The sequence below is a fragment of the Paenibacillus sp. JNUCC-31 genome, assembly GCF_014844075.1.
Lineage (GTDB): Bacteria > Bacillota > Bacilli > Paenibacillales > Paenibacillaceae > Paenibacillus.
The window spans coordinates 1177461-1201468 of record NZ_CP062165.1; the positions used below are offsets into that span (position 1 = coordinate 1177461).

Here is a 24008-nt window from a genome sequence, read left to right on the forward strand (position 1 = left end):
GCTCTTGGATTCATTCCCTTATTTGAAACGATGCGTTAGCATGGCCGTCAAATCACGGGATAATGTATTTAAAATATGAATGACACGTGCGTAATCCATTCGCGTAGGTCCCAAAATTCCGATAGAGCCCAAAGCTTCTCCATCCAAAGAATAGGATGCCGTTATCAGGCTGCAATTGGCGAAGGCTTCATGATCATTCTCGGTACCAATTCGCACCTGAATACCAGATCCACCCTGCACGGGCATCATCAATTTCATGAGTGTTGGTGTCTCATCCAACAGATCCAATATATCTTTTACTTTTTCAATATCCTTAAATTCAGGTTGGGTCAACATATTGGTTGCACCACTGAGGAACAGACGATTGTCATGTTCATTGTCAAAGGCACTGTTCAGCACCTGCATGACTTCCTCATAACGTGTAATATGCCGTTCCATCTCTTGTCCAAGCTCTGTATAGAGACGAGACTTCAACTTGTAAATCGGCACACCAACCAGCTTACTGTTCAACAAACGAACCACTTTCTCCATCTCGGCAACCGAGATTTCAGGCGGAATCTGAACGGTCTTGTTCTCCACCTGGCCCGTATTCGTTACAATGATTGCAACGGCTTCGCTTTCGTTAAGCGGAAGCAGTTGAAAATGACGAAGTGACGTATGAAAGACTTCCGGTCCAAGCAGGATCGAAGTATAATTCGTCATATGTGACAAAATAACTGAGGCATGCTGAATAACTTGTTCCATCACGTTCAGCTTTTCCGCGAAGAAAGACTTTAAGTCATCCAGTTCTTGCGGTTCCACTTGATTCCAAGGAACCAGATGATCGACATAATATCGATAGCCTTTATGCGAAGGAATGCGACCAGCCGATGTATGTGGCTGTTCCAGAAAACCCATGTCTTCAAGATCTGCCATTTCATTACGGATCGTAGCCGGACTGTATCCAACATCTCCCCTTTTGGAAATGCTTCGGGACCCTACGGGCTCAGCTGAACGGATATAGTCATCCACTATAGCGTTCAGAATCATTCGTTGACGCTCAGTTAACATGGTGAGTATTCCCTCCTTCTGACTGTACTGTCCCATGTCGTTAGCACTCCGGTTAGATGAGTGCTAAGCGGTAATACAAAAATACCAAACTGACGTGATCGTTGTCAAGTGAGTTTGATGAGTACGCTCATCTATTTATAGTATAGACCAATATATGCAAGTCCTAACAACTTTGCTGCACATCTAATCTAATGAATTAAAAAGAACCGCATCTGATTGAGTGTACTGCTCGATCCATGCGGTTCATTATTTATTAGGCGGAAACGTTCAACTCTTTCAATACGGCAATCTCATCACAGCAATCCTGTTTACTGCAATAAACACAGTCGGTCCATACTTTTTCCGGGAAAATCTCCTTTTCCACAACAGCGAAGCCATTTTTCAAGAAAAAAGAGACCTCATATGTCAACGCCATGACCTTGGGAATCTGTTGTTTCTCCGCTTCTTCTACGAGCCGGTCCAGCAGCAGTGAGCCAATGCCCATGCCTTTGTGACCTTCCGAGATGCCGAGGGACCTGACTTCCACCAAATCATTCCCCAGACGGCAAAGGGATCCACATCCTACAACTTCACCATTCACTTCAGCTACAACAAAGTGCTCCAGTTGCCGATGCAGTACTTCTCTTGAACGCGGAAGCATGATTCCACGCTCTGCATAGCCCTTAATCATTTCAAATAATGGTTCAACATCTTCCGGTACGGCTTTTCTGCATATGGCCGACATCCAGCTCTCCTCCTAATAAGAAGCTTTCCAGAGGAAAGCCAACTTCGTAGTTGTATAAATCACACGCTCTGTAAAATCAATATGAATAAATATACAACAGAGCGTATATAATTTCAAGCTACGAATTCAGCGATATCGACCCGATAAACTCGGCAAAAACGTCATTTCCGAACAGGATGCCCTGCTCACTAAGCCTGAAGCCGTCTGGCGTCTTCTCAAGCAGTCCTGCATTCAACATTTTGCTTAAAGGCTTCGCAAACACTTCCTCCATCGACTCCCCGAACTGTTCGCTGAACCGCGATGATGAAGCCCCTTCCAGCATTCTCAGCCCAACCATCAGGTAATCCTCCATCGCCTCAGCACGGCTGATCTCAAAATGATCGAGACGCGGGAGCCCTGCTCTGGAAGCTTCAACATAAGGGTTTATACCTTTAATATTCATATGACGTTCACGGCCCACATACCCATGCGCACCTGCACCCAGACCATAATAGTCCTCATTCCGCCAGTACGTTATATTGTGACGACTCTCGAAGCCAGGTTTGGCAAAGTTACTGATCTCGTATTGTCCGTAGCCCGCTTCTTTCATGCGCTTCATTAATAGAAGATACATTTGCAGCTCGTCATCTTCATGAGGAAGGGGAAGTTGATTTTTCTGATACAACGTATGGAAAAGGGTATTCTCTTCCACCTTCAGACTATATATGGAATAGTGAGGGAGGTCCAGTTCCAGCGCTTTGTCGATACTCTCGTTCAGCATCTCAACCGTCTGGTTTGGCAAACCAAACATGAGGTCAATAGACAAGTTATGCAATCCGGCAGCTCGGGCATTCTCCAGACTGCGGTATACATCATCTGTATTATGAATGCGGCCAATGCCTGTTAGCAGATCATTTTGAAAAGCCTGTACCCCAAAACTGACGCGGTTAACTCCGCCTTCCTTCATGACTGCAAGCTTCTCTGCATCAGTCGTCCCAGGGTTTGCTTCCATCGAAAATTCGATATCGTCTGCCCAGTTCGGGAAGTAGGTCTTAACTGATTTCAGGAATACGGCCATTTCGTCCGGCTTCAGTGCAGTCGGCGTGCCGCCGCCCACAAATATGGTTTTTATCTCTCCCGGCGGATTCGCCTGAACCGTATGTTCCATCTCCCGTTCCAGCGCTTCAAGATATTGCATAACAGGCTGGTCCTTCAATACATAGGAGTTAAAATCGCAATAAAAACATTTATTTGTGCAAAAGGGAATGTGAAGATACACCGCTTGGGGTGCACCTGTTTTCCGGCTGTGTGCTGCCAATGTCATGGCAAGTCCCCCTCTATTTGAAAAAAGGAAAGCCATCCGGCTTCCCTTTCAGCTTGGTTTATTTTTTATTCTGTGTTGTACCCAAATGAATTCTCTTTAATCTAGTTTGAATGAATACACACACTCTGTGTTGTACCTCAAATTAGATTATTTAAACGCATTCTCCAATACACAAAATTTGGTGTCCCTGGAGATTGCGTTCTTAATCATCAATTTTCAGCACCGCCATAAACGCTTCCTGCGGTACCTCTACGTTACCGACCTGCTTCATCCGCTTCTTACCTTCCTTCTGCTTCTCAAGCAGTTTCCGTTTCCGCGAGATGTCACCGCCATAACACTTGGCAAGTACGTTTTTACGCATCGCTTTTACCGTTTCACGAGCTACAACCTTGGTACCTACAGATGCCTGGATCGGCACCTCGAACATTTGCCGTGGAATCAGCTCGCGCAGCTTCTCACAGATAATGCGTCCGCGGTTATACGCACGGTCACGGTGAACGATGAAGGACAAGGCATCGACTTGCTCACCATTGAGCAAGATGTCCATTTTCGCCAAATTGGACTGACGATAACCGGATAGTTCATAGTCAAACGATGCATATCCTTTGGTGCTTGATTTCAACTGGTCGAAGAAGTCATATACAATCTCGGACAACGGGATCTCATACGTAATGGTAACCCGAGTTGTGTCCAGATATTCCATATTCACATATTCACCGCGTTTATTCTGACAAAGCTCCATGATTGTACCCACATAATCATTCGGTACGATTATAGAAGCTTTCACATACGGTTCCTCAACAAAATCAATTCTGCCCACTTCTGGATAGTTGGATGGGTTGTCAATTTGCATGACTTCACCGTTAGTCAACGTCACGTGGTAGATTACACTTGGTGCGGTCGTGATCAACGGAATGTTGAACTCACGTTCAATCCGCTCCTGGATAACATCCATGTGAAGCAGTCCAAGGAATCCGCAACGGAATCCAAAACCGAGTGCACTGGAAGTCTCCGGCTCAAAGCTGAGCGACGCATCGTTCAACTGTAATTTCTCCAACGCTTCACGCAGGTCCACATAATCCGATGTTTCGATCGGATAGAGACCGCAGTAAACCATTGGATTGATTTTACGGTAACCCGGTAAAGGTTCCAATGTTGGATTTTTGGCGTCTGTTACCGTATCACCGACTTGGGTATCACCGACATGCCGGATACCTGCAACAACAAAACCAACATCACCCACGTTCAGCTCGTCCACAATAGTCATGCGTGGTTTAAACGCGCCCACTTCGATAACTTCAAATGATTTTCCCGTTGCCATCATTTTGATTTTGGAACCGGACTTGATTTTACCATCAATGACACGGATATATACGATGACACCTTTGTATGGGTCATAGTGCGAGTCAAAAATCAGCGCTTTTAATGGCTGGTCCGGATCCCCCTGTGGTGCAGGCACACTTTGTACCACTTGCTCCAGAATCTCTTTGATCCCGATGCCCGCTTTGGCTGAAGCCAGTACCGCATTGCTTGTGTCCAATCCAATGACATCTTCCACTTCCTGCTTCACCCGATCAGGATCAGCGCTCGGAAGGTCGATCTTGTTGATGACCGGTAAAATTTCGAGATCATTATCTAATGCCAGGTACACGTTAGCCAGTGTCTGGGCTTCAATCCCCTGGGCCGCATCCACAACCAGCAGAGCACCTTCACATGCTGCAAGGCTGCGGGACACTTCATACGTGAAGTCTACGTGTCCAGGTGTATCAATCAGATTCAAAAGATACTCTTCGCCGTCATCGGCTTTGTAAGTCAGCGCTACCGCCTGCAGCTTGATCGTAATACCACGCTCACGTTCAAGTTCCATTTGGTCCAATACTTGTTCTTGCATTTCCCGTGTAGTAAGCGCACCTGTGTACTCCAAGATCCGGTCCGCAAGTGTTGATTTGCCGTGATCTATATGTGCAATAATTGAAAAGTTACGAATTTTACGTTGTCTTGCCCGAATGTCAGTCATTCCTTACCCCCAGAAACAGCCTAGTGTCAATCACTTCATTATAACAGTTGATGCAAGGAGCATCAATCCCGCGTTTCCTCAACTTTATCATAACCGTTACAACGGCAATCTCCCAAGGGTTTAGTTTGCCTGTATTTCAGGGCGTTTTATTCAGCTACACCGCTAAATAAGGAAACGACCCACTTCATTCCGTTATGGGACAGATTTTGGAGAAGCCCTGCCGTTTTGTCGGCAAGCACGTCGACAGGAGCTTTATTCTGTTCTGCACCAAGTACCTGGCTCGGAGAGAGAACAGGTACAACAGGCGCTTCCTTGACCTCCTGTTGTACAGGCTTGACTGGAACAGATTCGGCTGTCGGTGACACAGCTGTTTTTACAACTGCCGGGCTGCCTCCCGAATCATTACCCATATGAAAGTTGCTGCCAGCCAGTTGCATTCCGAACAGAACACCCAGCAGCATTAATACGCAGATGGAAAATAATCTTTTACCGAATCTGGACACCATCTTCGCCTCCTGTCTTTATTTCTAGTTCTTACATATTAAAATGAATTAGCTCCCTTTTGACGTTTTAACTGCGCTCGCTTTGTCCACTTTCTGTTCCTCCCAATACACTTGCGCAATCATGTCGGCAAGCACTTTTGAGGTTCGTTCCAATTCAGCAGCTGTATTGTCGATGCCACCAATTTCGATCAGAATGCTATTGGGTGAGAGCGTCTGGTTATATTCGCCATTGTTTGCCCCGCCGCCATCCTTACCCCAGACGCCCCGAGACACCCCTGGATACTTCGCTTCCAGTTTCTTATGAATTTTGGCCGCAAAGGCTTCATTCTGCTGCCAGTTTGGATTTTCATGTCCAATGATAAAATATACTTTGGCGTAGCCCAACTTATTAATAGTTGTTGTGGTTTTATTATGACGTTGTGAGTCACGGTGAATATCAATCAGATACGTAAGATCTTCATTTTGAGCCAGCGCAGCTTTTACGGTCTGACGGGAATATTTATAAGAATAGTTCCAGTTGTAATCCTTAACTTTCGTAGGATAATCTTCTTTGGCATGTTCCACTCCGATCCCCAGCTTTTCGAGACTGTCAGACAAGTAGGTACCTACTTGAAAAACGTTTCCTGTAGATTTACCAGAGGACGGATTGTCACTCTTCGTGCCAAGAAGCGGATTATACCCTTCACGCGGATGAGAATGGTAGACAAGCACTGCCTTTTTTCCTGTCGTCGGTGTGCTTGGATCATCCTTCTCGCCACTCTTCGGTGGCGGATCTTCCTTCACTTCGCCATCACCAGACCCCTGCGGATCAGATGGCTCGGTATGATCTTGACCTGGAGGAACATGCTGTTCGCCGCCCGACTTCCCTCCACCTGCTGATGCAGTATCCGTGAGTCCAGGACCCGGCTGGTAGTCTTCCGGCGCTTCCCCTTTTTCATTTCCCGAACCAGGTCGCAGCAATACGGGCTGATTCGAACCCATACCCGGCATTTCTCTAGCAATCAGGCTCTTCGGGTCCTGCGGATTCACATTCGTCAGCAACTGGAATACAAAGGAAGTCAGGTTCTCACCGGAAAACGCAGAGGTCTGTTCCTTCTGGGTGAGGTGAGGCATTTCCATGCCAAGCATGTCCACAAAAAAACGGCTTGATACAGCGCCCGCAAATCCTTTCATGGAGGAAACCGGTGAGTTATTCAAACGTTTTTCTGCCATTCCCCCTAGACCGAGTATTACAAAAAACAAGGCAGATATGATCATAAGCAACAACAACGTACGGCCCATGGCCAGCACGTGCAGACATCTTTTTTTCCATTTACCAATATTCCAGGCCAATATTTTGTTCATGCCTCTGTCTCCTTCCCTGCTGGACAACGCTTATACTTCAACTCTATGAGCCTGCCAGATTTGATAGAACAGGAAAAAGAAGATTGCACCCCAAAAAAAAGAAAGTCCGATAGATTCGAACCTTCTTCTTAAGAGTTTCAGACATATAAAATTCAATATCAAACCTAAATCAATGGGTGTAGGCAGCTACATTCTCAGCATTAACCGCATCATGGAGCGCAGCGTTCAGTCCTGTTGCAATAATGTTGGCAATATCCTCGACAAATTCATCGATTTCCTTGGGGGTAACGATCAGATCATGTCCCAGTGGTTCCAACACCTCTTTTACCAAGCTGAGGCGGTCATTCTCGCTTATGTCGTCCAGCATGCCCATAATCTGTTTCGTCTGATCCGTCTCCTGCCGAAAATGGGTACGCATCATTTCGATAACGTTATTCACGATGGTCGATGCATAACATACCGTAGGCACCCCAATCGCAATGCAGGGTACACCCAATATCTCCCGTGTCAATCCGCGTCGCTTGTTACCGATGCCTGAGCCAGGATGGATACCGATGTCCGCGACCTGAATCGTTGTGTTGACACGCTCCAGGGAACGTGAAGCCAAGGCATCAATGGCAATGATCGCATCCGGCTTGGTACGGTCCACGATCGCCTGCACGATGTCACTGGACTCGATGCCTGTTGTACCCAGCACCCCCGGGGCAATCGCACTGACTTCCCGATAGCCAGGGGCCACCTGATCCGGTACCAATTCAAAATACTGACGGGTAACCATCAGATTTTCTACCACCAACGGACCGAGGGAATCTGGTGTTACGTTTAGGTTGCCGAGTCCCACAATCAGTATCTTGGACGTCTTGTTAATGCCCGCCTTGGCCAAAAAATCTTCCATTTCCCGTGTGAATTCTGCTGCAACCCGCTCCTGAAGCTCGGTATCCCCGTTACGAAGCGAGGGGACCTCCAATGTGACGTAGTGCCCTTTCACACGCCCAATGGCTGTGGCAGCAGCATCATTCAGCACATCAATACGCGTAATGGTGATCCCGTCTTTTTGATCCACATCTTCCCGCAGCCCGGGAATCGTCTGTTTCTGTTTACCCTGAGCCATTTCCTTGGAGTCAATGGCCAAGTCTGTACGAATTGTATAGTTTTGCAAATCCAGTGTCATCTGTCCCTGCCTCCCTTACCGCATTTGAGCATATTGTGTGGGAAAATGATGTGCTTTATGCAGCACTGTCGAACTTCATAGGAAAATTGGTTGCAATTTGCATGCTAGCGTGCTAGAATATTTTAAGTTGTGAAACGTTTGTATTCATGCAAATGCCTTACAGGAGGTGAATGTAATGCCAAACATCAAATCCGCTGTTAAACGCGTAAAAACGAGCGACAAGCGCCGCGCACTCAACGCTTCCCAGAAATCTGCACTCCGTACAGCTGTTAAAGCTGCTGATGCTGCTCTGGTAAGTAACGAAGTTGATACTGCAAAAGCTGCGATTCAAGCTGCTTCCAAAAAGCTGGACAAGGCTGTAACTAAAGGTCTGGTTCATAAAAATGCTGCAGCCCGCAAAAAGTCTCGCTTGGCGAAAAAACTGAACGCTCTTTCCGCACAAGCGTAAGAAGCGTTACTTATACGATCTAATGGAAAAATCCTGAACAGCACGAGCTTTCAGGATTTTTTAGTATCTGATTCTATAAGCAATCAAATAAAGCGGCCTCTCATTCGAAGATCTCACCATCAACGAATGAGAGGCCGTTTTGTTGTATCGTTTGCCTTTTATGCCCCAAGCCTTAACAGGAACAGCTCAAGTCCCAGCACTTTATCCACTGCGCCCGTCTTCATCTGATAATCCAGCTCACTGAGATGGCTCAGAATCAGCCTCAACCGTTCGGCCTGAAATTTGCGAGCCTGTTCACCAGCAATTTTGACAGCATACGGATGCAGACCAAGCTGGCTGGCAATTTGCTGTTGGGAATAACTCTGCTGCCCCAACTCTTTCACTTGGATCATGATCCGAAACTGACGGGCGATCAACGCTGCAATTTTGATAGGTTCTTCACGCTGTTTGAGCAACTCATAAAAGAGACCCAAAGCCTTCTCCAGGCGCAAGTTAGCCAGCTCCTCCACCAGTGCAAACACATTCTGCTCGGTGCTTCGCGCCACCAATGACTCAATATCCGCGCGTTTGATTGTACCCCCGTTGCCCGCAAACAAACATAATTTGTCCACTTCCGCAGATAATGTCTGCAGACCTGTCCCTGCATAACTTACAAGCGTATCCGCTGCTCCAGCCTCAAATGATACATCCCGCTGCTTGGCCAGCTTCAGAATCCAATGAATCAGCTCCTCACCACTTAACGGAGCGAATGCCAGTACAACCGCTTGTTTCTTGGCTGCCTTCACAAGTTTTTTACGCTCATCCAGCTTATCCCCTTGAGCCAGAAAAACAATAATACTATAATCTGCCGGATTGTCCATATATGTAAGCAGTCGGTCAATCTGGTGATCAATCTTGGAATCCTTGCCAGCTGTGAACAGATTGGCATCACGAACGATAATAAGTTTACGCGGGACAAGAAAAGGAACCGTCTCCGCTTCTTCAATAACCACCTCCACAGCTGTTTCAGACAGATCATACGGAATGATCGCAAATTCACGGTGCTCTTCTTCAATCACCTGTTGTTTTAGCATATCCGTAAATTGCTGTATCTGGTACTTCTCCGTTCCGTACAGCACATATATCGGAGCCGTTTCTCCGTTACGTATTGCCTTTGTCGCACTCTTTACATCCATCACGGTGCCCCCTTATCCCTCTTATCCTACCAGAAAACGTGATAGACAACAAAGGGGCCTTACATCCGATTAACGGATATAAGGCCCCTGTCCTACATCTATATAAACGCGGACACCAACGATTCTAGAAAAGGCTGGTGCGCGGTCATACGACGTCAGTTGTTCCAACTGAGATAGGACGTTTTGGTTCATTCCATTATATTCTTGTCATACCTGGAGTGTTCGGCAAATCTATAGGGTAAACATCTGATATACAGCCTATTTGCCAGAAGTTCCGTTAGAAGCAGTAGACACATTAAACGATTTCTTTATAGTTGTCCCATTTTGATCTGTCTCATAACTGAATACGGTACTGTCATTGGACCAGCTTGCAGATTTCAGTGTGCCCTCCATATTGCGCTGTTCAACCAGATTGAGTTCATCCGTGTCAGCGGCAGATTTGGAGTAGATGCTGATTTGGTCACCGATCAGCATGACCAGGTAGGTTCCATCCGGTGATTTCCATTCTTTTGGAGCCGTGGTGGTCGCTGCACCCTGATCTGTGGCGGCAAATCCTTTATTCCCGCCAGACGCATCCATTCCCGTCTCCGAATCCGGTGTCGTCGTTGCACTCTCTGTCGGATCTTCTACCTTCAGATCAGGCATATCCTGAGAAGTGAATACTTCCGAATCACTTGGTTCCGGCTCTGTTGTTTTACGGTCCTCAGAAACTGCCGGAGGTACGGTCCCAGCTGTAGGATCCTGGTTTTTCTGTTGATTTGCATTCTTTGAGCTATCCCCGGACTTGGAACTTGAAGGGGTATCTTTTGTTTCACTGCTCTTGTTCGATTCTGAACCAACAGCTGGCTGCTTAGGAGTGATGTCTTCCTTGCTTTCAGGCTCTTTCACCTGTTCCGAGCCATCGGCTTCAGGAGCAGCATCCTGGGCTTGCTCATCTTCAATCGACGACTGGTTATCTGAACGGTCAGCCCCCATACTGTCATTGCTCTCTGGGGAAGGAGATCCTTCATTGTTGATCTCTCTGCTCAGCGGATTTTGATCCGTGTTCCCGCTTTCTTGGCTACTTCCTGTGCTCATCATCATTTCAGCATTTTCTATCTTCTCTGGCTGATATCCGAAGATTGCAACGCCCAGAACAACAGCTGCGGCAGCAGCACCCACGGACATTCGGCCTGCCATGGAATTGAGCCATTTTTGCTTCGGTTTTCGCTCACTTGATCGCTGTAAATTCTCAAATGCAGCAGGGACAGGACTCATTTCCTGTAATGTACTGCTCTGTTCCCTCTTCGCTTCGTCGATTGCATCCAGTTGCGGCATAATGGCATCAACCAGACTGAATCTCGGGGTTACCTGCGGCAAATCTTCCAGTTCTCTGGAGAGAGCTCTGAGCAAACTAAAATTTTCGGCGCACTCCGGACACTTCGCCACATGCTGTAGCATCTGCTCGGTTTCCGCCTCGCCCAGATCATGATCCAGATACCGGTGCATCCATTCCACCACCTCTTCGCATTTCATCCTGTCACACCACCTTTCTGATACTCCTGTAGTAGATTTTGTAATTGCTGTCTGGCTCTAAATAAATAAGATTTAACCGTATTTAACGGAAGATCAAGGCAATCCGCAATTTCGTTATAGGATAAGTCCTGCAAATATCTTAGAACAATAACGGTACGATGATGCTCAGGCAGCTTGTTGATCGCATCCTGAATATCCTTTGCCACATATGTGGACATGACTTCGAATTCAACATCCTGATTGTCCTGAAAAACCATCTCATGCTCGTCAATGGAGACGGAGGGCTTGGTTCTTCTGAATTTATCAATACAGATATTCGTGACGATGCGCTGGACCCACGTCTTAAACTGGGCCTTTTCCTCATACGAATTAATCTTGGTGTAAATTCGGATCAACGCTTCCTGAGCAGCATCCAAAGCGTCCTGTTCATTATTTAGAATGTAATATGCGGTCCGATAAACATGCTGTTCAATGTCCCGCAATAGGGTAATTAGAGCGTCGCGATCGCCCGATTGAGCGGCTCTGATGAGTTCCGGCTCTACCACAAAGGATCCCCCTCTCCCTGCAACCTTACAGACGTGACCATCAATAAAATTGTTGCAAAGTTAAGTATTTTTTTTATATTGCCATAACAAAATAACGGCTTATGTATTAGGGCCGCTGAAATCTTCTCTTAGAATAACAGAAATTGCATAACGAGTCACCAAGCCAATCTCAAAAGTCATTCCATTACTTACACGACTCAATTTAATTACAATGGCATACATTATAGCTAACAACATTTGTGGCATTGAAAATTAGAAAAATTCAAGTTTTGTTCAAATTTTGTCCGAATTTAAGCTCATTTTAATGTAATTTTCATGAAAATAGTTTATTGTAAATTTACATTCATAACACGAGGTGATGAGCATGCCAGCTCTTGCAAAAATTCAAGCGTTAAAAGAACAAATGCCCAAAGAATATCAAAGCATATCCCATTTTGTGGAACATGCACTGCAGTCTATTGATACCCTGGTTGAGGAACATCGAAAATATACCGCTGCACAAGCATTGTACGGCGATAAAATCGTCGGGTCGGAAGAACGCTTGTACAGGGAAACCGTCTTGGACGTAAGAGCACAGCTCCTGCTTACGCTTGAGAAAACCGTAGAGGATCTGTTGCATAAAGGCGACAAACATTGGAGTAAACATTTCAAAGACGGCGTTGAATAATTCTTTTATTTCCAAAAGTTTAAAAAATGGCCCGCTTTCCGGTATTCTCCCCGAGGAGTTTAACGGAAAGCGGGCTTTTGGTTTCATTCTACGAGCAAATGATACACTTCATACATAAAATTAATAAATGACAATCAGTTTTCCTCCAACAAAACCTAAAGCACGTATACCTGCCGAGCTGCCATATACCCACACTTCAATCTTCCCCTTCGAACTCATCTCCTGGCTTATACTTGTTGGATCTCCCCAGGCCAAACGAGCCTGTGTTGTAGTCATCCCCAAGTCTACTTCCCCAGCGATAATCTTATTCCACGTGGATTGGGACCATTTATATTTCTGATAAGGATCATTTGCGAAGAATTGATTGGTATCTGACAGCATCTCCGTCACCTTAGCTGCAGTACCTCCTGCATAAGCAACAACCGTTTTTCCTTTGGCATTACGGAATACAACAGAGTAGCTCTTATCTCCAGAGTCAGACTTCTCAATCTTAATGTCTGTTATGGTCACTTTGCTGAAACGTCGTCCAAGATCCGTATAATCATTGATCCAATAGGACTTACCAATCAACCGACTAAGGCTGCCCAGTTCTTTTTTCTTGATTAAAGCGAATGTATCCTTCGATTCAACATTAATGGATGACTTTCCAACCAAAACTTTTGCCTGTTTTAACTCTGAATCCCATTGAACTTGAATTCCCGCCGTTTGACTTAACAGATTCGCAGGAAATACTGTTTGTCCGCCAAAGGTTTGCACTTTACCTTTCATCTCGAGATCCTTGTTGTTAAAGCGTGCAATTGCACTTCCTTTTTTCAAAGTTATTTTTTCGTCTCCGAATTGAATCTCAAAAGATGAACCTTTAACATCAACTTTAGCTCCCAGTGTCTTAAAAACGGACTGCACTGGTAAATATACAGTTCCGTCCAACAATGTAGCGCCTGTCAACTTTTGCTGTGATTCAACGTTCAGTTGAAGGCTCGAAGTCAGATCACCTATCTTTAAAGTTATTTGGGTTGTCCCCATACCGCTAACCTTTAGTTTCCCGCCTTGAATTTGTGCCACTTGAGGTTGCTCTACTATAATTTCTTCCGGCAAAGGTGTGCGCTTGGTTTTGAACCCGTTGCTATAGTTCTCCTGAACAGTAAGTGTAATCTCATCTCCAATAACTGCTTCTTTGGAAGATGCAGTCAATGTTACTTTATTTAAAGTAGGAGCTACGAGCGGGGTTATTTTCCCATTGTTATAAATGACCCAAGATCCGTCTTGTAACTGGGCATATAATTCATCCAGATCATACGAATGTACAAGCCTATTCACATTAGTTAATCCTGGCAATTGTTCTGACTTGTATTTGGCGGTTCGATCATAACTCCATACGGTCCCATCATTCTTCACCGTGAGCAGCTTATGTGTACTTCCCCACCAGATCATGGATTGCACATCACTAGCAATAGTTACCTGTTCGTCCTCGTACAACACACTTACAATAACAACAGATCCATCGTTCTTCAATACTGCTGCATAAGCGCTGTTTAGTGCGATAGCTTTACCATTAGGTACATTGCCTGCTTTGCGCACTTTGTTTCGATAGTCGGCGTAATACACGTCTCCAGACGAAGATAATGCGCTATAAAAATATTCCCGACTTCCCACATATGGCCCAACATCAATGATGGATTCCAAGCCTTTAATTGGTTCCCCTTTAGTATGAAGTGTTCCATCTTGAAGAAGAACCAACCCATGTCCATATACCTTCACTATTCCATTGTATTGGTTAAACTCTGGTTTATCTGCATTATCCTTATCCCATTGAATGACCTGCCCGTTCGCATTCCAGCCGAAAATCGAGTGGGTGTCGGCGTTGGAGATACCGATCAGGTTTCGACTTTGCGTCCAGATACCACTGGTGCTCCCTTTGGACCAGATGGTACCATTGTCCAGCATATAGTTATTCCGATCCAGCACGGAAATGATTGAACCGTTTGAGCTGGATGCTGCAATCGCAGAGGACTGGCCCACCAGCAAACCAATAAATAGAAGTCCAACCCACAACGCTACTGTTATTCTGATCCATTTAAATCTATTCTTCCGTGTAACATTGCCGTTCTGTTGTGCTGTTTTTACAAGCTCCATTTTTTCTTGATTCCCTTCTCATTATGTAATGTTGCTATCTCTAGCCCCTCAAACCTGAGCCTACATAATATTCGGTAAAAATAACCATTATCCTGCACTGTACAAAAATTCATCAATCTTCCCTGATCAATTTGTAGCGCACATCAATCTTCCCATCTTTGATCTTCATCTGAACCTCACCCATTTGGTCTGTTCGATAGATATCCGCACCCGTGGCCTCCAGCCGTCCAAGCACTCCCGGATTGGGATGACCGTATGTATTATTAACGCCAGCGGATATTACGGCGGTTTTGGCATTCCAGTACTGTAACCACGCTTCTGTGGACGAGGTTTTGCTGCCATGGTGGGCAATTTTTAATACATCAATGGAGACAGGCATACTAATATTGGCCTCCTGTTCCTCCCCCGAATGATGTGTAAACAACTCCTGAACAGAATCATCTGCTAGTGCAGCGTCTGCATCATGCTGTCCGAACGAGGCTGCGAGCGATCCATCCTGAATCATAAAGAGCAGATCCTGCTCAGCTGCGGCATCCATGTCACCCGTGAACAACAAGGAGGCACCGGCCATCTCCAGCAAAAAGACAACCGAGTCATGATTCTGATGCTCAGACACGGGTAATCGATCTCCCACATCCATTGTTTTCTCCAGATCCGGATATACAAAACGCAGATTGGTTTCTCCATCCGGTGCATAGGACATTCCTTGTCGGATCGCATATAAGGGAATCTCCTTTTCTATAGCGGTGTCCAGCAATTTCTCAAAATTGTCGGTTCCGCTGGTTGTCCCATTGAACATGAATCGTTCCACCGGAATCTGTTCGAGCACGGCCTGTAATCCTCCTGCATGATCCTGATCGGCATGGGTGACAATCACGGCATCCAGCCGATGAATGCCCCGCTTTTTCAATAAGGGAACCACGACCTTGGCCCCTACTTCATATGGATCACGCCGTGTTCTCCAGGATTGGTCAGGCTTCCCGAATCGAACCGTACCTCCACCATCGACCAAAATATGTTTACCTCCCGGTGTTGTAATTAATGTACTGTCTCCCTGTCCGATATCCAGAAATTGCACCATTCCCGCCCCCGCAGGCTGCGGTGTCTGGTATGCCCACCATAAACCGGCCACAAAACTTAGAGCCAGCAGCGCACACATCCATTTGTGGAACGAACCCATACGTTCACCGGAGTAAAACCCTGCCCCGCGCACTGCAAAAGCACTGGTATATTCCGGCCAGGCAATGCTTGCACTTAATGTCGTCATCGAACCAGGACTAGCTTCAAGCCTACCTGTTCTTCTGTCATGTGATGATGATAAAGTAGATCGTGAAGACAACCCTAGAGCCCCTCTAGGCACTCCCCCAACATATCGACGATCCAGCGGAGCTGTGTCCTCTTCCACCCCCTGGTTAATCGACTGCTGCTCACCGCGTCCCCGATGAAAGACACGCAAAAGCGCGTAGAGAACAGTATAATATGCTGCAATCCACAGTAGCGAAGGTGTAGCCCAGATCAGCACAAAACCAGGCAAACTGTTCATCCACTCCACACTTGCAAAAGTCAGTTTATTTAGCAGAATGGCAATCCACGCCAAGGGTTTAGCCAAAGGTAACCAGAGAAACGATACAATCAAGGCAATCGTCCCAAGCGGCAGAACAATAGCGCTGATTAAGGATACAAGCAGGAAGTTTGCGACAAAAGAAAGCAGCGAGAACTGGTTGAAATACAGAATCGTTACCGGAAAAGAAATGAGTTGTGCCGTCACCGTTACGGAGGCTGTTGCTGCAAGCGCTTTGGGCCAACTGCTAAATAACCGATTAATCAATGGCATGTAAATCATCAGTCCGGCTGTTACAAGAAAAGATAGCTGGAAGCTGACACTTAGCAAAAAGTAGGGATTCCACCACATCATTAACAATGCCGCTGCACTGATCATCTGCAATCCGTCCCTGGCTAGGCCGCGCCGCGCCATGTACAAACCAATCATGGACATGATGCCGGCACGAATGACCGATGGCGAACCGCCGGACAACAGTACATATGCAGGGATTAACAGCAGCACAATGGTGAGCGATGTTTCTCGGGTTAACCTGAGCCAGGATAAAAGGAGCAGCAGTGATGCCACATACACCGCGACATGTGTACCTGAAATCGCTAATATATGAGTTAAGCCCAGCTGCGAAAATTGACCGTAGGTATCCGGATCGATATCACTTGCCATGCCGATAATCAGACCTTTCATATAGCCCCCATGTGGCTCAGGAAATATCTGATCAACCGCCGTACCAAGCTTATGCCTGATGATGTCATTCCACCGCAGTATATTGAATTTCTCCCAGCCTTCGGGTGAGATGGTTGTTACCGAGCTGGCACCCTTCACTTTAAACAACCAGTGGATGTGAAGAGTTCTTAAGTAATTTCGATAATCAAAACCACCAAAGTTTCGGGCTTCGCCGGGAAGGGAAAGCGAACCGGTCAGCTTCACTGAATCTCCTCGTTTCCAGCCTGCCGCTACTTGCTGTTCCTCTTCCTCGGCCAGACGAACTTGGACCATCAGACGTTCTTTCAAGTTAGGCTCAGTTCGCGTTTCCGACGCTGGTGCCGATGTTGTATCAGATTGCTGGAGCATGGAGGTAATCTGCATTTCAAAATCGGCCCGATCCCCATCTATGCGTACATCCGACATCAGGGTTCCTTCAAATGTAGCTGCATAACCATCCAAATCCTCGGCAGCCGTATGTGTGATCTCGGGCAGACTGCTCCGATTCCTTGCATCATTCCATTCCCAGTGCATGGCCCCGCCAAGGAGTGCCCCAATCAGCAGCAAGGTGGACCAACCTCGTATATCAATCATTCGCAGCAACAACGGCAGACAGGCCAGCGCGCCGATCATTCCCACGATCAGGGACCATCCAGATAACGCACATGCTATCCCGCTACCGCATAACCAGCAGACTGTAAATACCAGCAAAGGTCTGCCTTTCATTCTCCCACCTCCTTCGAGTCATTCGTAAGAACGCAGAAAAACCCCCGGCAGCTGTGACAGCAACCGGAGGTTCTTCCCCGCGAATTTGAATATTATGTTGGTGTTCTAGTCACTTACCGTCATCATCGTCTCACGGGGAGGCTGATAACTTTCCAGTCTGCGAAACGTGATGCCTTTTTGCTTCATCATATTGGTGACCTTGCCTGTATCCTTGGGATATGGGCGATGAAAGACAATTTCTGTAATGCCGCTATTTGCGAGCATATTGGAGCAAGTCCAGCAAGGTTCATCCGTTACATATACAGAAGAGCCTTCACGGTCAATCCGGTCCGTGAACAAAAGCAGATTTTGCTCTGCATGAATGGTTCGAATGCAGCGTTGCTTTTTGACCATTTCCTTCTGACCGTCGGTTACCACGAGTTCATACTCTTCGGAGATCATGCATCCTGCTTCAGAGCAATCCGGAACTCCCATCGGTGCACCGTTGTAAGCTGTTCCAAGCAGCTTTTTCCCCTGGACTAGCACGGCGCCAACATGACGGCGTGAACAGCGGGAACGGGTTGAGACCATATAGGCGATGTCCATAAAATACGTATCCCAGTCTTTGCGTACGTCTGCAGTACTCATGTCCGTTTCCCTCCCGTCCGATACAAGCTGATTCATAAAAATGTACATCTAGACTCTCTGCGTACAGAAAACCTTCCGATTGCGGTTATGTCATTTTCAAGTTCAACTTCTATCATCCTATTTATTATTATCTGATCTGCACATAAGGAGCCATTTTCTCCAGCATCTTCATACCGATTCCTTTCACTTTGGTCAGATCGCTGACTTTGGTAAAAGATCCATGCGAATTACGATAGTCAATAATAGCTTGTGCCTTTTTCTCCCCAATTCCGGGAAGTTCCATAAGCTTGGCAGCAGGTGCAGTATTGACATCAATTTTGCCATTGTCTGTAGCTTCACTGCTCACTAATGCTTGATTATTGTCATGCGGAACAGCGGATGCATCCGATTTCACTTCTGTCCCCGCAGTAGAAGCATTCGTTGGGTTGCTTGCAACGGCCTGATCAGCCTCTTTCCCCATTGCAGCATCAACCTGATTTTGCTCTACGGAAGTCACAGCTGCTGGTGACTGTTGCTGGTTTGTATCGGCTGTGCTGTTCGTTTGTTTCTGAACCGAAGTAGCCGACTGTACAGCAGCGGTTTGCTGCTCTATCGTCGGCTTCTCGGCGGCGAGCTGTATAGGTTCCCAGCCAGAAGGTGGCTGTTCACTTTTGCCCGACCATAATATCAGTATGCTTCCAACCACCGCAGCAGCAATGGTCAGCCCCTTATTCCATCTCATCCTTCCACACCTCTCCCTAATTCAAAATAATCTATTCTGAACACGGGCGGTGCTTCCGAACCGTTGGACTTGCCTTATAGACCAAGCAGTACATTTTTCATGTCATGTCACACAGGTTCTGACGCATACACTAGAGGGAAAGAACTGCGCCATCACCGTAAAGCATGAAAGGAGGCCTGAACAATGAAGGTTGGATTTATCGGAACCGGCAGCATGGGCAGCCTGCTGATCTATGCCTTGATTCAATCCGGTGCACTCGAGCCCCGGCAGATCAGCGCAAGCAATCGAACACCTTCCAAAGTACGGCAGCTATCCCTCCGTTACCCTGGTCTGCATGAATCACAGAGCAACAGGGAAACCGTCATCCGAAGCAATATCATCTTCCTGTGTGTGAAGCCACTTGAATTCAAACATGTTATCGACGACATCCTGCCTGTCGTAAATCCCAATCATATGGTCGTCTCGATCACCAGTCCCGTGCAGCTGCGACATCTGGAATCTTCACTTCCTTGCAAAGTCTCCAAAGTTATCCCGAGTGTTACGCACCAGGTCGGCAGCGGAGCATCCCTGTGTATACACGGTGAACGAATGACCACCCAAGACCGCGCTGTACTGGAGGGGCTGCTAAGTCATATCGGTAGACCCTTTCAAGTGGATGAAGCTTGTACCCGAATCACATCCGACTTCTCCAGCTGCGGACCTGCATTCATATCGTTCTTTCTGGAGCAATGGATTGAAAGTGCCGTCAAGCTAACAGGTATCAAACGAGCTGATGCCTGCGCTCTTGCTGGCGAAATGCTTCTGGGAACAGGCAAGCTGCTCACCGAAGGCGGATACACCCCGCAAGAGCTTCAAGCTCGTGTGGCTGTACCTGGCGGCATCACCGCACAGGCACTTGCCCTGCTGAAAGTTAGTCTGAATGGTGTTTTTGACAGCCTGATTCATACGACGCATGACAAATATGATGAAGATTTGTTGAAGCTGGATGAACTATTCAAAGCCGGTGAGATTAACCGGCAACAATATTAACGAGTTTGCCTGGAACGGCAATGACCTTGCGAATGGTCTTGCCTTCCAGTGCCTGTTTCACAGGTGCCAGTTCCATCGTAAAGTCCTGCATGCCCTGTGCATCCAGATCCTTCGCGATCGTAGCACGGGTTACAATTTTGCCATTCACCTGAACAACAATTTCGACTTCTGCATCCACTGTCATGGACTCGTCATACTCAGGCCAAGCTACGTAAGAGATTCCACCTTCATGACCGAGACGGCTCCACAGTTCCTCCGCCATATGTGGTGCCAGCGGTGACAACAGCTGTACAAAATTCTCCATGGCTTCACGCGGCAGCGTATCTGCTTTGTACGCATCGTTGATGAAGATCATCAGCTGACTGATGGCTGTGTTGAAGCGCAAATGTTCCAGATCATCGGTAACCTTTTTAATCGTTTTGTGCGCAGTCCGCTTGAACTCATCCGTACCACCATCTGCTGTAATCTTGTCATTGACCGCACCTGTATCTTCATTGATGAACAGACGCCATACACGTGACAGGAAGCGGTGCATGCCTTCAACCCCGTTAGCGTTCCACGGTTTTGTCGCTTCCAATGGTCCCATGAACATTTCATACAAACGCAATGTATCTGCACCGAATTCATTGACGATCTCATCCGGGTTAATGACATTACCACGGGATTTACTCATCTTCTCATTATTGGTTCCGAGGATCATACCTTGATTCACCAGTTTGTGGAAAGGCTCTTTGGTATGCACCACACCTAGATCATACAGCACTTTATGCCAGAAACGAGCGTACAGCAAGTGAAGCACCGCATGCTCTGCTCCCCCAATGTACAGATCAACTGGCAGCCACTGCTGCTGTTTCTCTTGAGAGATCAGTTCCTTGTCATTGTGCGGATCGATAAAGCGCAGGTAATACCAGCAGCTGCCCGCCCATTGCGGCATCGTGTTTGTCTCACGGCGTGCTTTCATTCCCGTTTCCGGATCTACCGTATTAACCCATTCCGTAACGTTTGCCAGTGGCGACTCTCCAGTACCCGAAGGTTTGATCTGATCGATATCAGGCAGCAGCAAAGGAAGTTGATCCTCCGGCACTGTCTTCATCGTCCCATCTTCCAGATGCAGAATCGGGATTGGCTCACCCCAATAACGCTGACGGCTGAACAACCAATCGCGCAGACGGTAAGTTGTTTTGCCTTGTCCCTTGCCGTTCTCTTCCAACCAGGCAATCATCTTCGCAATCGCTTCTTCGTTGTTCAATCCGTTCAGGAACTCGGAGTTCACATGCGGACCGTCTCCGGAATACGCTTCTTGTGTCACGTCGCCACCCTGTACCACCTCGATGATATCCAGACCAAACTGTTTTGCAAACTCCCAGTCACGAGTGTCATGACCCGGAACGGCCATAATTGCCCCTGTACCATAGCCAGCCAGTACATAATCGGCAATCCAGATAGGCACCTTCGCTCCGTTTACCGGATTGATTGCATAAGTTCCTGTAAACACACCCGTTTTATCTTTAGCCAAATCGGTGCGTTCCAGATCGCTCTTGCGAGAAGCCTGTTCCTGATATGCTTTGACTACTTCACGCTGTTCTGCCGTTGTAATGACTTCCACCAGCTCATGCTCAGGTGCCAATACAGCATAACTTGCGCCGAACAACGTATCTGCACGTGTTGTAAACACGTTGATCACTTCTTCATGACCCTCAATGGAAAAAGTAACTTCCGCCCCGGTCGATTTGCCGATCCAGTTGCGCTGCATATCCTTGATGCTTTCCGACCAGTCCAGTTCTTCCAGGTCTTCCAGCAAACGTTCTGCATATTCCGTAATTCTCAATACCCATTGGCGCATCGGTTTACGAACGACCGGATGTCCACCGCGCTCACTCTTGCCGTCGATAACCTCTTCATTCGCCAGGACTGTACCCAAAGCCTCGCACCAGTTAACAGGTACTTCATCTACATAAGCCAGGCCTTTATTGTACAGCTGGATGAAGATCCATTGCGTCCATTTGTAGTAGTCTGGGTCTGTCGTGCTGATCTCCCGATCCCAGTCATACGAGAATCCGAGGGATTTGATCTGACGACGGAAATTGTCAATGTTGCGGAATGTAATCTCTCGCGGATGTTCGCCCGTATCCAGGGCGTGCTGCTCGGCAGGCAAACCAAAGGCGTCCCAACCCATCGGATGCAACACATTGTATCCTCTCATACGTTTGAAGCGTGAAACGATATCCGTTGCCGTGTACCCTTCCGGGTGACCTACGTGCAGACCTGAACCGGATGGATATGGAAACATATCCAATGCATAAAACTTCGGTTTAGCCGGGTCCTCACCCGTTTTAAACGTTTTATTCGCATCCCAGTACTGCTGCCAGCTTTTCTCCATGACTTGTGGCTGATAGCCGTGTTTTGGCTGTTGATTCTCACTCATCTATTGTTCCTCCTCTGGTTATTCGCTTTTATTGCAACAAAAAAACCTCAGCATCCCGTAGCGTTTGCAGCGCTAGGGACGAGAGGTTGAATTCCCGTGGTACCACCCTAGTTAGCGGACGAACGTGCTTCGTCATCCACTCCCTTTGGACCTGTAACGGCGGTTAACCGATGCGGATTTCCATTCCTGAACCCGAGTGTTGCTCCGGTCGGTCACAGGATGGTGTAATCACCGCATTTCTCCAAGGCGAGTTCGTGAAATACTGTCAACCGACTTGCACCAACCGCCGGCTCTCTGTCATGTACAGGACTCACTACTGATCCTTATCATCGAAATATGTATACAATATCGGGACCATTATATAAAAAAACAGCATTAAAGTCAATATTACACTGTCTTTTGCCTATAAATGGCGCTATTCATCAGCATACACCTCAGGATAACCGAAATCGCTGAATTCCTTCCTCCAGGTTATCGATTGCCCATTGAATATGATCCTGATTATCATATTGGCGATAAGGACATTCGATTCTGAGGGCCAGATCAAAATACAGATCATACAACCTTCTTCTTTTCCGTTCGCGATCCGTTGTAACTGCGCTTCCATAGCCTTTGAGAAATCCCGGTGTATTATTAAAATGACTGAAGTAATGCTCCATCAGAGGATCTGCCCAAAGCGAGCGTTCAAAATCAATAATCGCCGTAATTTTCCCTGCTTCCACAAATACGTTGCCATCCCACAAATCCCAATGCACCAGCACAGGTTCCTTAACATCATCCAGTACTTCCGATTTCTCCTGAATCAAACGCTCCAGTTCCTCATAACCAATGGAAAATTCCACACCCGCTTCTTTGCCATCTGCAAGCATGTCATCCATCAGGCTTAGAAAAGCTTCTTTCCATGTGGCATACTTCGGTTTCTTTACGGAAAAGTAACCAAACTTCTCGCCTTTAATCTCATTCATTCGGCGATTGTATGCACCCAGCTGCTGCTCAATAGATTCCTGTTCTTCCACATTGTATTGATCCTTGACTTTGTTATAGGGCGTTCCAGGCATATATTCCATAATAAAATATTCGGCCGGTACCAGGGTCAGGGAAGGATCATAGGCCAATACCCGAGGAACGGGTACATCCTGAAGCTTTTTCGCGAGTCGAAGTGCCTCTACCTCAGCAACCATGACATGCTGCTCACAGCGCATCAGCTTGATGTCATTAGAAGGAGCTATTTTGAGTACTACCTTCTGTCCGTCATTCAGTGTAATAAAGTAAGCGTGGTTTGCCCAGCCGTCGACCATTTCCTTATAAGCTTTGATAGCGGTGTTAAAGTGATGCTTCACAATCCTGTCTAGCTGGTCGGCAGTCAGCCTCGTTTTGTATGTACTTTCCATTTTGCACCTCACCTGAACTTTTAATTTTCGGATTAATTTTACTAGGGCATAATCTTCAAACTCAAATATGGCAAACCCAGTATGGCTGCCCGTGTCCAAAAAGCCTTGGAGTACCCAGAATTTATCCTAGCAAGTGGCCAAACGTTTTTCTAAGGAACCGAGGATGTCCTATTTGGCCACCAGACCTTCTTTTTCAATCGTAAGGAACTCCAGACGCGTTATTTTCTAAAA

19 protein-coding genes and 1 other annotated feature are annotated in these 24008 nt (G+C 46.8%); of the genes, 3 read left to right on the top strand and 16 right to left on the bottom strand.

The genetic code is table 11. From position 1 onward, the window contains the following. Positions 1–18: 18 nt before the first annotated feature. From hrcA to gpr, 7 genes are all read right to left on the bottom strand, one after another. Positions 19–1050 carry a heat-inducible transcriptional repressor HrcA gene (gene hrcA, locus JNUCC31_RS05130; RefSeq protein WP_192269076.1) on the bottom strand — a complete coding sequence of 344 codons (1032 nt, stop codon included), beginning with the start codon at positions 1048–1050 and terminating at the stop codon, positions 19–21. A 253-nt stretch (positions 1051–1303) separates the two neighbouring features. After that, positions 1304–1774 carry an N-acetyltransferase gene (locus tag JNUCC31_RS05135; RefSeq protein ID WP_192269078.1) on the bottom strand — a complete coding sequence of 157 codons (471 nt, stop codon included), beginning with the start codon at positions 1772–1774 and terminating at the stop codon, positions 1304–1306. 118 nt (positions 1775–1892) lie between these two features. Continuing rightward, a complete protein-coding gene (hemW, locus tag JNUCC31_RS05140; RefSeq protein ID WP_192269080.1) occupies positions 1893–3077 on the bottom strand; it encodes a radical SAM family heme chaperone HemW in 1185 nt (394 codons plus the stop codon). A gap of 202 nt (positions 3078–3279) precedes the next feature. Then, a complete protein-coding gene (gene lepA, locus JNUCC31_RS05145) occupies positions 3280–5094 on the bottom strand; it encodes a translation elongation factor 4 (protein ID WP_192269082.1) in 1815 nt (604 codons plus the stop codon). A 146-nt stretch (positions 5095–5240) separates the two neighbouring features. Further along, positions 5241–5600 carry a hypothetical protein gene (locus JNUCC31_RS05150; RefSeq protein ID WP_192269085.1) on the bottom strand — a complete coding sequence of 120 codons (360 nt, stop codon included), beginning with the start codon at positions 5598–5600 and terminating at the stop codon, positions 5241–5243. Between the two features lie 45 nt (positions 5601–5645). Further along, complete coding sequence (locus JNUCC31_RS05155) at positions 5646–6941, bottom strand: stage II sporulation protein P (protein WP_192269087.1); 1296 nt, start codon at positions 6939–6941, stop codon at positions 5646–5648. Positions 6942–7110: 169 nt separating this feature from the next. Next, entirely contained in the window at positions 7111–8112 is a 1002-nt protein-coding gene (gene gpr, locus JNUCC31_RS05160) for a GPR endopeptidase (RefSeq protein WP_192269089.1), read from the bottom strand. A 175-nt stretch (positions 8113–8287) separates the two neighbouring features. On the opposite strand from gpr, the gene rpsT reads away from it, so the two are divergent. Then, positions 8288–8560 carry a 30S ribosomal protein S20 gene (rpsT, locus tag JNUCC31_RS05165; RefSeq protein ID WP_024628504.1) on the top strand — a complete coding sequence of 91 codons (273 nt, stop codon included), beginning with the start codon at positions 8288–8290 and terminating at the stop codon, positions 8558–8560. A 158-nt stretch (positions 8561–8718) separates the two neighbouring features. Here rpsT and holA read toward each other — a convergent pair whose 3' ends face one another. From holA to JNUCC31_RS05180, 3 genes are all read right to left on the bottom strand, one after another. After that, positions 8719–9735, bottom strand: a complete 1017-nt coding sequence (gene holA / locus JNUCC31_RS05170) for a DNA polymerase III subunit delta (RefSeq protein ID WP_192269091.1) — start codon at positions 9733–9735, stop codon at positions 8719–8721. A 258-nt stretch (positions 9736–9993) separates the two neighbouring features. Then, positions 9994–11250 carry an anti-sigma factor family protein gene (locus JNUCC31_RS05175; RefSeq protein ID WP_192269093.1) on the bottom strand — a complete coding sequence of 419 codons (1257 nt, stop codon included), beginning with the start codon at positions 11248–11250 and terminating at the stop codon, positions 9994–9996. Further along, a complete protein-coding gene (locus JNUCC31_RS05180; protein ID WP_095289827.1) occupies positions 11247–11795 on the bottom strand; it encodes an RNA polymerase sigma factor in 549 nt (182 codons plus the stop codon). The genes JNUCC31_RS05175 and JNUCC31_RS05180 overlap by 4 nt, the downstream gene beginning before the upstream one ends. Positions 11796–12159: 364 nt before the next feature. Between JNUCC31_RS05180 and JNUCC31_RS05185 the strand changes: the two genes are divergently transcribed. Continuing rightward, entirely contained in the window at positions 12160–12462 is a 303-nt protein-coding gene (locus JNUCC31_RS05185; RefSeq protein ID WP_053781298.1) for a hypothetical protein, read from the top strand. 120 nt (positions 12463–12582) lie between these two features. Here JNUCC31_RS05185 and JNUCC31_RS05190 read toward each other — a convergent pair whose 3' ends face one another. The 4 genes from JNUCC31_RS05190 to JNUCC31_RS33120 form a co-directional block, all read right to left on the bottom strand. After that, positions 12583–14595, bottom strand: coding sequence for a copper amine oxidase N-terminal domain-containing protein (locus tag JNUCC31_RS05190; RefSeq protein ID WP_192269094.1), 2013 nt, complete (start codon positions 14593–14595; stop codon positions 12583–12585). Between the two features lie 112 nt (positions 14596–14707). After that, positions 14708–17584, bottom strand: a complete 2877-nt coding sequence (locus JNUCC31_RS05195) for a ComEC/Rec2 family competence protein (protein WP_192269095.1) — start codon at positions 17582–17584, stop codon at positions 14708–14710. Positions 17585–17689: 105 nt separating this feature from the next. Then, positions 17690–18211: a deoxycytidylate deaminase gene (locus JNUCC31_RS05200; RefSeq protein WP_192269096.1), complete on the bottom strand. Its 522-nt coding sequence runs from the start codon at positions 18209–18211 to the stop codon at positions 17690–17692. A gap of 127 nt (positions 18212–18338) precedes the next feature. Then, positions 18339–18932: a ComEA family DNA-binding protein gene (locus JNUCC31_RS33120; RefSeq protein ID WP_228469515.1), complete on the bottom strand. Its 594-nt coding sequence runs from the start codon at positions 18930–18932 to the stop codon at positions 18339–18341. A 183-nt stretch (positions 18933–19115) separates the two neighbouring features. Here JNUCC31_RS33120 and comER point away from each other — a divergent pair, with 183 nt between their 5' ends. Beyond that, positions 19116–19961: a late competence protein ComER gene (gene comER, locus JNUCC31_RS05210; RefSeq protein WP_192269097.1), complete on the top strand. Its 846-nt coding sequence runs from the start codon at positions 19116–19118 to the stop codon at positions 19959–19961. On the opposite strand, the gene leuS is transcribed toward comER, so the two are convergent. Together leuS and JNUCC31_RS05220 are read right to left on the bottom strand one after the other, a co-directional pair. Beyond that, the gene (gene leuS / locus JNUCC31_RS05215) at positions 19942–22386 is read right to left on the bottom strand and encodes a leucine--tRNA ligase (protein WP_192269098.1); all 2445 of its coding nucleotides are present in this window, start codon (positions 22384–22386) and stop codon (positions 19942–19944) included. The two genes, comER and leuS, sit on opposite strands and share 20 nt — an antisense overlap. 71 nt (positions 22387–22457) lie before the next feature. Continuing rightward, positions 22458–22725, bottom strand: a binding site (T-box leader). A gap of 95 nt (positions 22726–22820) precedes the next feature. Beyond that, positions 22821–23777: an aminoglycoside phosphotransferase family protein gene (locus JNUCC31_RS05220; protein WP_192269099.1), complete on the bottom strand. Its 957-nt coding sequence runs from the start codon at positions 23775–23777 to the stop codon at positions 22821–22823. Between the last annotated feature and the right edge of the window lie 231 nt (positions 23778–24008).

Coding starts and splice junctions, on each gene's coding strand:
- hrcA (WP_192269076.1), bottom strand. CDS start 1,050: ATGTTAACTGAGCGTCAACGAATGATTCTGAACGCTATAGTGGATGAC.
- JNUCC31_RS05135 (WP_192269078.1), bottom strand. CDS start 1,774: ATGTCGGCCATATGCAGAAAAGCCGTACCGGAAGATGTTGAACCATTA.
- hemW (WP_192269080.1), bottom strand. CDS start 3,077: ATGACATTGGCAGCACACAGCCGGAAAACAGGTGCACCCCAAGCGGTG.
- lepA (WP_192269082.1), bottom strand. CDS start 5,094: ATGACTGACATTCGGGCAAGACAACGTAAAATTCGTAACTTTTCAATT.
- JNUCC31_RS05150 (WP_192269085.1), bottom strand. CDS start 5,600: ATGGTGTCCAGATTCGGTAAAAGATTATTTTCCATCTGCGTATTAATG.
- JNUCC31_RS05155 (WP_192269087.1), bottom strand. CDS start 6,941: ATGAACAAAATATTGGCCTGGAATATTGGTAAATGGAAAAAAAGATGT.
- gpr (WP_192269089.1), bottom strand. CDS start 8,112: ATGACACTGGATTTGCAAAACTATACAATTCGTACAGACTTGGCCATT.
- rpsT (WP_024628504.1), top strand. CDS start 8,288: ATGCCAAACATCAAATCCGCTGTTAAACGCGTAAAAACGAGCGACAAG.
- holA (WP_192269091.1), bottom strand. CDS start 9,735: ATGGATGTAAAGAGTGCGACAAAGGCAATACGTAACGGAGAAACGGCT.
- JNUCC31_RS05175 (WP_192269093.1), bottom strand. CDS start 11,250: ATGAAATGCGAAGAGGTGGTGGAATGGATGCACCGGTATCTGGATCAT.
- JNUCC31_RS05185 (WP_053781298.1), top strand. CDS start 12,160: ATGCCAGCTCTTGCAAAAATTCAAGCGTTAAAAGAACAAATGCCCAAA.
- JNUCC31_RS05190 (WP_192269094.1), bottom strand. CDS start 14,595: ATGGAGCTTGTAAAAACAGCACAACAGAACGGCAATGTTACACGGAAG.
- JNUCC31_RS05195 (WP_192269095.1), bottom strand. CDS start 17,584: ATGAAAGGCAGACCTTTGCTGGTATTTACAGTCTGCTGGTTATGCGGT.
- JNUCC31_RS05200 (WP_192269096.1), bottom strand. CDS start 18,211: ATGAGTACTGCAGACGTACGCAAAGACTGGGATACGTATTTTATGGAC.
- JNUCC31_RS33120 (WP_228469515.1), bottom strand. CDS start 18,932: ATGAGATGGAATAAGGGGCTGACCATTGCTGCTGCGGTGGTTGGAAGC.
- comER (WP_192269097.1), top strand. CDS start 19,116: ATGAAGGTTGGATTTATCGGAACCGGCAGCATGGGCAGCCTGCTGATC.
- leuS (WP_192269098.1), bottom strand. CDS start 22,386: ATGAGTGAGAATCAACAGCCAAAACACGGCTATCAGCCACAAGTCATG.
- JNUCC31_RS05220 (WP_192269099.1), bottom strand. CDS start 23,777: ATGGAAAGTACATACAAAACGAGGCTGACTGCCGACCAGCTAGACAGG.